Source organism: Streptosporangium longisporum, from assembly GCF_039534895.1.
Classification (GTDB): domain Bacteria; phylum Actinomycetota; class Actinomycetes; order Streptosporangiales; family Streptosporangiaceae; genus Streptosporangium; species Streptosporangium longisporum.
The window spans coordinates 1663138-1675972 of sequence record NZ_BAAAWD010000006.1 but is presented as its reverse complement, the minus strand read 5'-3'; the positions used below and the strand labels follow the sequence as shown (position 1 = coordinate 1675972).

Here is a 12835-nt window from a genome sequence, read left to right as displayed (position 1 = left end):
GTCCGGGGTACCGGGCGGACCCGGCCGGGGATACGGCGTCCGGGTCGGATCAGGGGGTCTCGCGCCGGGCACGCGACCGCAGGGCCAGGCCCAGGAGGACCAGCAGCGCCCCGGCCAGGAGCGGGTCGAGCCGCGACCCGGTGAAGGGAAGGACCGGAACGACCGGCCGGGCACAGGGCCCGCCGACGCGGCAGGCGTCCGGGAAGAGCTCTCCCGTGCCCGGCTCCCGGAACCCTTCGACCGCCTCGCCGGGATGCTCGCCCGCCTCCTGCGACGGGGCGGGAACGGCCGTCGTCCCCTCCTCGGCCGTCCCCTCCTCGGCGGCCGGGCCCTGCCCGAGCGCCGAATCCCGTCCCAGCACCGAGGCCTCGTCGAGCACGGCGTTCTCCCCTGGCGCTGCGGGCCGGTCCGGTGCCGGGGCACGGTCCGGCGCCAGGGCCAGGTCAGATGCCGAGGTCTCCTCCGGTACCGAGGGCAGGTCCGATGCCGCGCGTCCGGGGACCGGCTCCTGCTCCGGGGCGGGGGCCGGTGCGGGTGCAGGGGCCGGTGCCTCCGCCGAGTCGGGACCGAGCGTCCGGACCGGGGCGAGGGTGACGGCGGGAGCGGGAGCGAGGGCGGTTGCAGGGGCGTGGGCATGGGCGGGAGCGGGGGCGATCCTCACCGGGGACCTCCCGCAGGCGGGATCGGACGACTCGGCCGGGCAGTTGGACTCCGGCCGCACCCCCACCACACCACCGCGAAGCGTCGAGTCGCCCGCGGGCGGATCGCCCACCGTGACGGCGTAGGTGATCGTCACGGTGGACTCGGCGGGGACGTCCCCCCGCCAGTCGAGCACCGCTCCTGCGTGGGCGACGGTTCCCGAGGAGGCCACGACGTCGCCGAGGGCCGCGTCGTCGAGGATCCCCGACAGGTCGTCCCTCAGGTGCGCCCCGGTGTAGGCGTCCCGGCGCGGATTGGTGACGGTGATCGTGTAGTTCACCACGTCGCCCGGCCTGGGAACCTCGGGCACCTGCTTCCTGGTGATCGTCACACCCTCCACGGTGACCCGCTGGCCGCAGCCGAGGTTCGTCCCGGGTACGGGCCCGGCGAGCCTGGCGGCCCCCTCCGCGAACCCTTCCGTGAACCCCGGCGCGGACCCTGCCCCGGATCCCGGCGTCGCCCCGGACCCGGACATGGGTACAGATCCGGATCCGGGCACGGCACCCGGGGCGGTCGCGCGTACCGGAGCGGGGGCCGGGCAGTTCGTCCCTCCTCCGAGGGTCTGGACGGCGCTGTCCAGCACGCGGTCCCCGGTGTCGGGAGCGTCGACGGTCACGCTGTAGGTGATCGTGACCGTCTCGCCCGCGGGCACGTCGCCGGTCCACGCCAGCCTGGGCACGGTGTAGGTGACGGTTCCGCGGGTGGCCCGCGCGTCGCCGTTGTAGGTGGCGTCGTCGAGCACCCGGGAGAGTTGTCCGGTGAGCGAGGCGTCCGGGTAGGCGGCGGTTCCGACGTTCCCGACGGTGACGGTGTAGGTGACCACCTCACCCGGGGCGACCCTGTCGTGGTCGGCGGTCATCAGGACGTACAGGAGCGGCAGGCCGGGCGCGCCGGGATCGTCGCAGGCGGGATCCCCGGAGCCGGCCTCGCAGCCGGACCCCCTGGAACCGGCCGGTTCCAGGGACAGGCGCAGGTCTCCGGCCGGAGGGTCGTTCACCGTGACGTCGTAGGTGACCGTCACCGCCTGGCCCGCGGCCAGGTCACCGGTCCAGGTCACCTCGGGCGCGTCGAAGGAGACGGTGCCCGAGGTGGCCGACAGGCCGGGGCCGAAGGTCGCGTCGTCCAGCAGGCCCGACAGGTCGCGGGTGAAGGTGAGACCGGAGCGGGGGGCGTCGCCGGTGTTGCGCAGCCGGACGGTGTGGGTGACCTTCTGTCCGGGCTTGGCGTGGACGGGCGAGACCGACGCGACGACCTCGATCTCCGGCCCGAGCTTCGCCCGGGACTCGTCACCGGCCCGGGATCCACCGGCGATCCGAGGCTCGTCGGCCGCCCGGGCCCCGTCACCGGCCTGGGGCTCGTCGTCCGTCCGGGACGTGCCGGGAGCGTCCCTCACCCCCGCGGGTGCCGTTCCCGGCACGGTACCCGGTCCCGAGCTCGCTTCCGGACCCGCTTCGGGGCCGGCCTCCGGATCCGCTTCGGGGCCGATCTCCGGATCCGCCTCCGAGGGCAGCACGGCTTCCCGGGACGGTGCCGTCCGCGCGGATGACACCGCCCGCGCGGACGGAACCGCCGTCATGGACGGGGTCTCCCGCCGGAACGACACGCCCCCCGCGGACGGTACGACCCCTTCTCCCGTCTTCACCGAGAGCGCGGACCCGCCGTCCTTACCGGCCGTCGCCGGCCGGGACGCGGCGGGTGCGACCGACGGTGTCGCGAGGACCGCGAGTGTCGCGAGCACCGCCCCCCACGCGGCGACCCCGCCGGATCTCCCCCTTCGAACAGGACGCGACCAGGTACCGGTACGCAACACCGCAAGCCCCTTGCTGACCCTTGTCCACGATCTCGCCGGGGGGCTCAAGATCCATTGATTCGGAGGGGGATACCCGTACCGGCGGCACCTGATCGTCGGCCAGGGCAAACTTCTGCCCCGCCGACCCCCAAGCCGGTCGCCGAGCCCGTACAGGAGACCGCGAAGCGGGAACGGCGGATCTTCCGGACCGGTCATGACAGGGCACGCGTTCCTCCTACCGGTTTCGTCGCCGATGTCAGTGAAGATCACCTTTGTCCGCGTATCCGGCCTGGTCAGGGACGCGCCACCCGGGGCCGTAATCGCCACGCGTCCCCCGCGGCCGTGGCATGATGTTCCTCGAACCGACCGTAATGATTTTCATAATCAGATGGGAACGTCCGTGAGGGTGGCATTCGTCGGCAAGGGCGGCAGCGGCAAGACCACACTGTCGGCGCTGTTCGCGAGGTACGCGGCGAGCCGGGGCGGCTCCGTCGTCGCCGTCGACGCCGACATCAACCAGCACCTGGGTATGGCACTGGGGATGGAGGACGGGGCGTTACCGAGGCCGATGGGCTCGCACCTGACCGAGATCAAGGAGTACCTGCGGGGTGACAACCCCCGCATCTCGTCGGCCTCGGCGATGGTGAAGACCACCCCGCCGGGACGCGGCTCGCGGCTGCTCCACCTGGACGAGGGGGACGACCCGATCCACTCCCGGTTCGCCGTCACCACGCCCGAGGGGCCCCGGCTGATGGTCACCGGGCCGTTCGACGAGGACGACCTCGGGGTGGCGTGCTACCACTCCAAGGTCGGCGCGGTCGAGCTCTACCTCAACCACCTGATCGACGGCGCGGGCGAGTACGTCGTGGTCGACATGACGGCCGGGGCCGACTCCTTCGCCTCGGGGCTGTTCACCCGCTTCGACATGACCTTCCTGGTGGCCGAGCCGACCCGGCAGGGCGTGGGCGTCTACCGCCAGTACCGCGACTACGCCGCCGACTACGGGGTGCCGATCGCGGTGGTGGGCAACAAGGTGCACGGTCCCGGTGACGTGGCGTTCCTGCGCGACGAGGTCGGCGACGACCTGCTGGTCTGCCTGGAGCACTCCGCCGCGATCCGCGCGATGGAGCAGGGCCGTCCCTTCACCCTCCGCGACCTCGAACCGGCCAACGCCCTGGCGCTGGGCAGGCTCCTGGACCGTCTCGACGCGCAGGAGAAGGACTGGGCCCGCTTCGGCGACCAGGCCGCGCTGTTCCATCTGCGCAACGCCAAGGCGTGGGCGAACAGGGCCACCGGCGAGGACCTGGCGGCCCAGATCGACCCCGGCTTCGTCTTCGGGCCCACGCGAGTGTCGCTCTCCGGCTAGGTGGAGCGATCATCACCCCCGAACTACTGTCTGAATGATCCCCTTTTGAGAGGAGAACGCAGCATGTCGCTGACCGTTTCGAACGATCTTCTCGACCAGGCCAAAGCCGGAGAGGTGGACGACGCGGCCTTCGTCACCTGTGTCAGGGACTCCCTGCCCTACGCCTGGACCCTGATCACCGGTCTGGTCGAACAGCGGGAGAACACCGGCGCCGAGTTCGCCGACAACACCGTGCCCCCGCCGGACGAGGCCGCCCGCGGTCAACTCCTGCGCGCTCTCGCCAGCGACGCCATGCGCGGCGCCCTGGAACGCCACTTCGGGGTACGGCTCGCCTTCCAGAACTGTCACCGGGTCGCGGTCTTCGACCCGGCCGCCACCGACGCCCACGCGAGGTTCGTCACCGCGAGGTCGCAGATCCTGAACCAGACGCCCGAGCTCGTCGACTGCTGACGGGCCCTCATCCCGGGGTCGTGCCCGCCCGCGCCTGACGGGCACGGCCCCGGATCCGGGGCAGCACCTCGGCCCCGAGCCGCTCGATGTTCTCCAGGGTGCGCGCGCGGTCGCCCGCCCCCTCCACCAGCAGGATCAGGTGCCGCAGCCCGGTGGCCGCGGCGGTCCGCTCGATCATCTCGACGCAGCGGCCGGGCGAGCCGACCGGGTGCGTCCGGCACAGGAAGTCCACGTATCCCGGCACGTCCCGCGCGGGCCGCGACCGCCCGTCCACCGGTACGTAGCCCGCCAGGCCCGGCTCCAGCCAGCGCGGCATGGCCTCCCGCAGCTCCCGCACGGCCTGTTCCGTCGTGTCGGCCACGTGGCCCACCGCAGCCGCGACGTGCCGGGGCGGTGCCGGCCGGAACGACGCGTCCCGGTCCCGGTCCCTGGACGAGATCGGCACCCCCGCGGCCCCGTTCGCCCGCGCGCCCGGCACCGGTGCGGCGGCCACCTCCTCGTACTCGCGCAGCAGGGCGGCCTTGTCCCCGTCGCCGATGTGCATGCCCAGCAGCATCGGCAGCCCCCGTTCGGCCGCGAGCGCCACGGTCCGTGGCGAGGTGCACGCGACGACCGGCCGCAACCTGGCCGCGGGGACCATCGGCACCTTCCTGAACCCGAAGAACTCCCCGTCGGCGGAGATCTCGTCCCGGCACAGCGCCTCGCACAACAGGTCGAGCGACTCGGGGAAGCCGTGCTCGAACCTCTCCAGGCCCGTGCCGAACACCTCCAGGTCCACCCACGGCCCGCCCCGGCCCACCCCCAGGGTGAACCGCCCCCCGGACACCCGGTCCAGGATGGCCGCCTGTTCCGCCAGGTCCACGGGGTGCCGGGTGGACAGGACGCTCACCGCGGTGCCGAGCCCGATCCTGGTCGTGCGGCCCAGCGCCACCCCGGCCAGCGTCGCCGCCGACGGGCAGACGCCGTACGACATGAAGTGGTGTTCGGCGATCCAGGCGTCGTCGAACCCGGCCCGCTCCGCCGCGACGACCGCGTCCACGGTGTCCCGCAGCACCTGTCCCGGCTCACGGCCGGGGAATCCGGCGGCGACCAGGAAGACTCCGATCCGCATGCTCCGATGATGTCCCCGGCGCGCGGCCTCCGGTACCCGGCCCGCCGCACGAGTCCGTACGGCGAGGAGAACGACGAGGGCGGAAAAGACGTGGGGGACCGGGTGCCCGGTATGGCAGGGTCGGGCCTCATGCGCCTTCACGACGCCATCGCGGCCGCGGACGGGACCATCCGCACCGACCCCCGTTACTCCGCCACCGAGCATCTCGTCGTGGCCCACCGCGGGGACGTCCTGGCCGGGCACGCCTATCGCGACCGGCGGCTGGACGAGCCCGGCGACGTCTTCTCCGTCACCAAGAGCGTGTTGTCCACGCTGGTGGGCCGTGCCGTCGCCGACGGCGTGATCGAGCCGGGCAGCACCCTGGGCGATCTGCTCGGCGCCCGGGTGCCACCGGCCCGGCGCGAGGTGACCGTACGGCACCTGCTGACGATGTCGGGCGGGGCCGAGCACACCGGCCGCTTCGACATCGACGAGGTCATGGCGCTGCCCGGTGGCTGGCTCGACGTCCTGCTGTCGGCACCGCTGGCGCACGCGCCGGGCACGCGTTTCGTCTACGACAACGGCGCGGTCCACGTCCTGGCCGCGGCGCTGCGGGAGGCCCTGGGCCGGGACCTCCAGGAGTACGCGACCGAGCGCCTCTTCGGGCCGCTGGGCATCACCGGCTGGACGTGGCCCCGCGACCCGGACGGCCTGTCCTACGGGTTCGGCCACCTGCGTCTTTCCGCCCTGGACCTGCTGCGGTTCGGCGAGCTCTGGCTCGACCCCGTCCCCGGCGTCCTGGACCCCGCCTACGCCGCCGAGGCGACCACCGCGCACGGTCCCGGCGGCCCGCCGGAGAACCTTCCCTACGGGTACCTGTGGTGGACGACCGCCATCGCGGGACACCGCGCCTTCGTCGCCGGAGGGTACGCGGGCCAGCACGTCGTGGTCGTCCCGGACCTGCGGCTGGTGACGGTGACCACCGGTTCCGAGACCGCCCTGGTCCCCGGGTGGCGCCCGGCGTTCGCCCTCGTCCCGGCGATCGTGGCCGCCGCCTCCGGGTAGGCGCCCGTCAGAACAGGTCGAGCTGGCCCTCTCCGGCCAGCGGGTTGCGGTGCCTCTTCAGGTGGCGCCACCGGGGCAGGTCGTCGAGGTAGGACCAGGACAGGCGGTGGTGCTCGGTCGGGCCGAGCTCGGCCAGGGCCGCCTGGTGGACCGGCGAGGGGTACCCGGCGTTGGCCGCGAACCCGTACGCGTCCGGTCCCAGCGAGGCCATGTGGGCGTCCCTGCGGACCTTGGCGATCACGGACGCGGCGGCCACGGAGACACAGGACAGGTCGGCCTTGACCTCGCAGCGCACCGCCCAGGGGGCGCCCAGGTAGTCGTGCCTGCCGTCGAGGACGACCACGTCGGGCCTGACGGGCAGCTCGGCCAGTGCCCTGCCCGCCGCCCTGCGCAGCGCCTCGGTCATGCCCAGCTCGTCGATCTCCCGGTGGGACGCCTCGCCGTAGCCGATCCCGGCCGCCCAGGCGGTGATCTCCTCGGCCATGGCGGCACGGCGGGCGGGGGTGAGCAGCTTGGAGTCGGTGAGCCCGGCGGGTGGCTCCGACAGGTCGGTGACCACGGCGCAGACCGCCACCGGACCGGCCCAGGCCCCGCGCCCGACCTCGTCCACCCCGGCGACCAGCTTGGATCCGCCGTCGTTCAGCAACCGTTCGAGCGCGTAGGAGGGAGGCACGTGCCGACGTTACCGGGTGAGGGGCCGCACGGGCGCGGTGAACCCCGGCGGCCCGTCGCGCGGGAATTCCGGAGGACCGGGCCACGACAAAAAGGATGAATATCTTTAATCATGCACATAAAGGAAAAACAACTGCTCGGGTGACTTCAGGGAGTGAAACACCCTGCCGATATCCGGGTACGGATCCGACGCGCGCCCGTGCCGTTCCCTGACACGTGACCTCCGGGTCGCGCGCCGTTCCCGGATACGCGCCGGTCCCGGGCCACGTGCCGTTCCCGGATACGCGCCGGTCCCCGGTCACGCCCCTTCCCGGATACGCGCCGTCCTCGGCCACGCGCCGTTCCGGACACGTCCCGCCCCCGGGTACCCGCCGTTTCGGGATACGCATCGTCCGCGTCGCCGGTTTCACGCGCCCGCCTCGACAACCGTCACGGCATGCCGGGCATGGCCGCCCCCGTAGGGGCCATGCCCGACACGCTCAGCATGACGAGTGCGACTTGACAACGGATCAACGTGTAATCAACGGGAGGGAGAACAAGCAAGCCTCTACCCGCGGGGTAAGCAAGAAAGGACCTATCATTTGGCCATAAAACTTCCGGGTGGGGCGGAGATTCAGGAAATGGCTGTTCAGGACGGCGAAGACGGACTGCGGTTCGCCGTACTGGGTCCCGTCCGGGCCTGGCGTGGGGGAACCGAGCTCGATCTGGGCACCCCCCTGCAACGTTCCATTCTGGCGATGCTGCTGCTGCGGGAGAGCCGGGCGGTGACCCCGGCCGAGATGATCGACGCGATCTGGGGGGAGGACGCCCCGCCCCGCGCGCTCGGCGCGCTGCGCACCTACGTCTCCCGGCTGCGCTCGGTGCTGGAGCCGGGCAGGTCCCCGCGCACCCGTCCCGAGCTGCTGACCTCCGTCGGCAGGGGGTACGCGCTGCGCGCGGACGGGAGCACCCTGGACCTGCTGCTGTTCGAGCGGGGCGTCTCCGAGGCCGAGGCCGCGCGCCGCGCGGGGGACCTGGCCGGGGCCGCCGAGAGCCTGCGCGCGTGCCTGGCGCTGCACACCGGCGAACCGCTGGCGGGAGCGGTCGGCCCCTACGCCGAGCACCAGCGCGGCCGGCTCACCGAGCGCCGGATGAACGTGCTGGAGGTCCTGATGGACCTCGACCTGGAGCTGGGCAGGCACGCCGACGTCCTGTCCGACCTGATCGCGCTGGTCGGCGACCACCCGCTGCGCGAGCGGCTCCGCGCCCAGCTGATGCTGGCCTACTACCGCTGCGGGCGCAGGGCGGAGGCGCTGGCGGCCTTCGCCGACACCCGCGCCACCCTGATCGAGGAGCTGGGCATCGAGCCCGGCCCCGACCTGACGAGCATGCACCGGAGCATCCTCAACGACGACCCGTCCCTCATGCCCGCCCGCGCCGGCCGTTCCGCGTCCGCCCCGGCGGGCCGTACGGACGAGGCCCGTGGGGCCCGCGACGGCGGCGCGTCCCGCCGTCCCGAACCGGAAGGAACGTCGGGGACGCCGGGGACGGCGGCACGACGCGCCTCCGGGGACCGCGAGGACGGTCCTCGGGCGACGTCGGCGGACCGGGCGGCAGCGGAGGCGAGACGCGCGTCGCCGATCGCGGAGCTGCCACGTCCGGCGCAGCTCCCCGCCGCCGCGAGCGACTTCACCGGGCGCCGCCAGATCATCGCCCGGCTGCGCACCCTGCTGTCGGCCCGGGACGGCTCCGAGGGCGTGCCGGTGGCGGCCATCTCCGGTATCGGCGGCGTGGGCAAGACGGCCCTGGCCGTGCACGTCGCCCACACCGTGCACGACCTGTTCCCCGACGGGCAGCTGTACGCCGACCTGCGCGGGTACGGCGAGGAGCCCGCCGCGCCCGACTCGGTGCTGGCGGCCTTCCTGCGCGCGCTCGGCCTGCCGGGCGACGCCCTCCCCGACGGCCTGGCCGAGCGGTCGGCGCTGTTCCGCTCGCTGCTGGCCGACCGGCGGATGCTGGTGCTGCTGGACAACGCCCGCGACGCGGCCCAGGTGAGCCAGCTCCTGCCCGGTTCGACCGGGTGCGCGGCGATCGTCACCAGCCGCGGCAAGCTCGCCGACCTGGCCTCGGCCCGGCTGGTCGACCTGGACGTCATGGAGCCGGAGGAGGCCCTCGCGCTGTTCGGCACGGTCGCCGGCGCGGACCGGGTGGGGGCCGAGCGCGGCTCCGCCATGGACGTGGTGGCCGCCTGCGGTTTCCTGCCCCTCGCGGTACGGATCGTCGCCGCCCGGCTGGCCTCCCGGCCGTCCTGGACCGTCGCCTCGCTGGTGGCCCGGCTGGCCGACGAGCGCCGCCGCCTGGACGAGATGCGGGTGGGCGACCTGGCGGTGGAGGCGACCTTCGCCCTCGGGTACGGCCAGCTCGCCCCCGCCCAGGCCCGCGCGTTCCGGCTGCTCTCCCTGCCCGGCGGGACGGACATCTCGGTGCAGGCCGCGTCCGCGCTGCTCGACCTGGACCCGATGGACACCGAGGACCTGCTGGAGTCCCTGGTGGACGCCAGCCTGCTGGAGGCCCCCACCCCCGGCCGCTACCGCTTCCACGACCTGCTCAAGCTCTTCGCCCGCCGTACCGCGGAACGGGTCGCCGACGCGACCGAGGAGAGCTGCGCCGGGGGCGAGGTGGAGCACGGCGGGCGGCGCGGCTCCGAGGTGAGCGTGACCATCGGCGGCGAGGGCGAGAAGGCCCTGCGCCGGTTGCTGGAGTTCTACCTGGCCTCCGCGCGCTCGGCGCACCGCCTGGCCTACGAGGGCAGCACGGTCGCCGACCGGATCGAGGTCGGCGAGACCGGCCGCGTCTTCTCCTCGGCCGACGAGGCGGTGGCCTGGCTGGCCGTGGAGGCGGAGTCGCTGTTCGCCGCGATCGCCCAGGTGATCTGCACGGACGATCCCGGCGAGCTGCTGCCCGGCGCCGACCTGCTGCTGGCCATGGAACCGCTGCTGGAGTCGGGAAGCCACGTCCGCGAGTTCGGGAACCGGGCCCGGGAGATGCTGGCCGTCGCGCGCAAGCTCGACGCCGTCCCCTGCGAGCTGCGCTGCCGGTACGTGCTGGGACGCGTGCTGTTCGGGGCCAACCGGCTCACCGAGGCCGAGAGGGAGTTCCGGCTCTCGCTGGAGCTGTCGGACGGGGGCGACCGCATCGTGGCCGGCGAGGCGCTCAACGCGCTGGCCGTCGTGTCCGGGCGCATGCGGCGGCACGGGGAGGCCCTCGCCTGGTTCGAGGCGGCGCGCGAGGAGTTCCGCAGGGCCGGAGCGCGGGGCGGGGAGGCCCTGACGCTCAGCTACTCCGCCCGCGACCACCTCTTCCTGGGCCAGCCGGAGGAGGCGATCGCCGCCGCCGAGCGGGGACTGGCGCTGTTCATCGAGATGGGCTCCAGCGCGGGCACCGCCAGGGCCCGCTACCACCTGGGGATGATCCTGTCGCGGGTCGGCCGGCTCAACGAGGCGGTGCACCATCACGCCGAGTGCCTGGCCTTCTTCCGCGCCAGCGACCAGCGGGTCTGGGAGCAACGGGTCTGCTCCCGGCTGGCCGAGACGTTCATCCACGCGGGCCGCTTCTCCGACGCGGTCCGCTACGCCGAGCAGGCGCTGGCCGTGAGCCGGGAGATCGGCCACCCCTACGGCGAGGCACAGGCCCTATGGGTGCTCGGCAAGGCCATCGGCGGTGCCGTCGGCGCCGACGCCGCCGACGCCGGGCGGGGCCGCGACTGCCTGGAGCGGGCCCACCACCTGTTCACCAGGCTCGGCGCGCCCGAGGCCGAGGACCTGCGCCTCCTGCTGGAGCGCGACCGCGTCGAGCACGGCCGGATCGAGCACGACGGGGTCGAGCACGATCGGGTCGAGCGCTGACTGCAGGTCGTCGTACAGGTCGTCGTCGAGACGTGTCATCCAGACGTGATTGATCAACGGCTCTTCCCTTGACGTCAGGCCGTACGGCCCCCGATGGGCGTGGGCGTCCGGCCGGCCGTCTGGACCTCGGGCGACGCGTAGGGGGCCCGGTTGTCCGGTACGTCGCCCGCGGATCGGCCGCCTCACTGGGACGGCCGGCCGAACGTGGCACGGACCCCTCACCCCCCGGGTCCGTGCCCCACGACGAACAGACTGCCCGGTGGCGGTCAACGTTCGATTGCCAGGCGTTAGCCGCGATATCCACAGCCTGTGGACGGTCACCCTGTGGATATGTGGAAAAACCCTTCCGCGATCAGCGGGCGGAGCGCCGCCGGAGCCTTGGCCCCCAGGTCGGAGGGGTCCTCGCCGGTGAGTTCCGCGATCGCGGCGAGCAGCGGGCCCAGTGGATAGTCGCCGTCGCAGACGCCCGCGAGGGCGGCCTCGACGGTCCCGACCCGCACGCTGCGGCACAGCCCCGCGGTCTGCCTCAGCACGATCCGCGCCGGGTCCTCGGCGCCGGGCGGGCCGATCCGCTCCTCCACCACCCCGTCGGCGAGCGCGAGCCGGGCGTCCAGCAGCTCGGCGTCGGTCAGCCGGTGCGCCGTGGTGACCGCCTCCAGCACCCGGTCCACGTATCCGCCGACCGGAAGCTCCACCGGCAGGGCGTACTCCTCCACCCGGACGACCGGGTCGAGGCTCCCGGAGTCGTTCAGCGTGATCCAGCCGAAGCCGACCCCGGTGACGTTCTCGGCCTCGAACCACGCCAGCCAGTCGTCGTAGAGCTCGCGGTGGCGCGGGGTACCCTGCTCGGCGGCGTCGCGCAGCCACAGTTCCACGTACTCGGCGGGGTCCTGGACGTCACGCTGGACCGCCCAGCCGTCGCAGCCGGTCCCGGTGAGCCATCCGCCCACCCGGTCGCGCCAGTCCTCGCCGGCGACGTGCAGCCAGTTGGCCAGCAGGTGACAGGTCCCGCCGGGGGCCAGGTGGCGCGGTGCCCGGCGGACCAGCTCGCGGCAGAAGTCGTCGGCGCGCAGGCCCGACTCGCGGTAGGTGAACCGTCCCGCGGGGGAGATCACGAACGGCGGGTTGGAGACCACCAGGTCGAAGCGGTCGCCCTGCACGGGCTCGAACAGGGAGCCCTGCCGCGCGTCGACCCCGTCGATCCCGGAGATCGCCCAGCTGAGGCGGGCCAGCTCCAGGGCGCGCGGGTTGACGTCGGTGGCCGTGATCTCCTCCGCCCTGCCGTCCAGGTGCAGGACCTGCACCCCGCATCCGGTGCCGAGGTCCAGGGCCCGCCCGGCCGGGCGGCGGGAGGCGAGCTGGGCCAGGTTGGCCGACGCGCCGCCCGCGCCCACGACGTGGTCCGGGCGCAGGGCCGGGTCACCCGGCCTGACCTTGCGGTCGGAGACGAGGTGGCCGCCGGTCTCCCAGGGCTGCAGGTGCACCGTGGAGGTGACCCGGCCGTCCTCGGCCCGGACCAGGCCCGCCGCGGCCAGCTCCTCCACCGAGGGCCCCGCGGGCCCCGCCGGAACCGCGCGCCCGTCGACGGGGACGCCGAGCCACCACAGCCGGATCAGGGTGCCCAGCGGGTCGCCGTCGGCGGTGGCGCGCAGGGCGGGCACCGTCTCCTCGCGGGCGAGGGCGCCGGCCGCGACGTCGCCGAGGCGCGCCCGGACGCCGTCGATGGTGTAGCCGGTTTCGAGCAGGAGTTCTCTGAGCCGGATCGGCAGATCGTTCACCGGCCAATCCTCGCACCGGGCGCGTCCGCACGACGCGGTGAC

The 12835-nt window shown here is 73.7% G+C and carries 8 protein-coding genes; 4 read left to right on the top strand and 4 right to left on the bottom strand.

Going from position 1 to position 12835, the window contains the following annotated elements; all coding sequences use genetic code 11:
* Positions 1-49 precede the first annotated feature (49 nt).
* Positions 50-2092, bottom strand: coding sequence for a DUF7927 domain-containing protein (locus tag ABD832_RS11830; RefSeq protein WP_344892657.1), 2043 nt, complete (start codon positions 2090-2092; stop codon positions 50-52).
* 796 nt (positions 2093-2888) lie between these two features.
* On the opposite strand from ABD832_RS11830, the gene ABD832_RS11825 reads away from it, so the two are divergent.
* Both ABD832_RS11825 and ABD832_RS11820 read left to right on the top strand, forming a co-directional pair.
* On the top strand, positions 2889-3854 hold the full coding sequence (locus ABD832_RS11825; RefSeq protein WP_344892654.1) for an ATP-binding protein: 966 nt from the start codon (positions 2889-2891) through the stop codon (positions 3852-3854).
* A gap of 63 nt (positions 3855-3917) precedes the next feature.
* Positions 3918-4304 (top strand): SCO5389 family protein, encoded by a 387-nt coding sequence (locus ABD832_RS11820; RefSeq protein ID WP_344892651.1) that lies wholly within the window; start codon positions 3918-3920, stop codon positions 4302-4304.
* Between the two features lie 7 nt (positions 4305-4311).
* Here ABD832_RS11820 and ABD832_RS11815 read toward each other — a convergent pair whose 3' ends face one another.
* Entirely contained in the window at positions 4312-5415 is a 1104-nt protein-coding gene (locus ABD832_RS11815; RefSeq protein ID WP_344892648.1) for an LLM class flavin-dependent oxidoreductase, read from the bottom strand.
* 129 nt (positions 5416-5544) lie between these two features.
* Here ABD832_RS11815 and ABD832_RS11810 point away from each other — a divergent pair, with 129 nt between their 5' ends.
* Entirely contained in the window at positions 5545-6459 is a 915-nt protein-coding gene (locus tag ABD832_RS11810; RefSeq protein WP_344892645.1) for a serine hydrolase domain-containing protein, read from the top strand.
* A gap of 7 nt (positions 6460-6466) precedes the next feature.
* Here the strand turns inward: ABD832_RS11810 and ABD832_RS11805 are convergent, their stop codons facing one another.
* Positions 6467-7132: a ribonuclease HII gene (locus ABD832_RS11805; protein ID WP_344892642.1), complete on the bottom strand. Its 666-nt coding sequence runs from the start codon at positions 7130-7132 to the stop codon at positions 6467-6469.
* Between the two features lie 619 nt (positions 7133-7751).
* Between ABD832_RS11805 and ABD832_RS11800 the strand changes: the two genes are divergently transcribed.
* Positions 7752-11015, top strand: coding sequence for an AfsR/SARP family transcriptional regulator (locus ABD832_RS11800; RefSeq protein ID WP_344892639.1), 3264 nt, complete (start codon positions 7752-7754; stop codon positions 11013-11015).
* Between the two features lie 317 nt (positions 11016-11332).
* Here ABD832_RS11800 and ABD832_RS11795 read toward each other — a convergent pair whose 3' ends face one another.
* A complete protein-coding gene (locus tag ABD832_RS11795; RefSeq protein WP_344892636.1) occupies positions 11333-12793 on the bottom strand; it encodes a DUF7059 domain-containing protein in 1461 nt (486 codons plus the stop codon).
* Between the last annotated feature and the right edge of the window lie 42 nt (positions 12794-12835).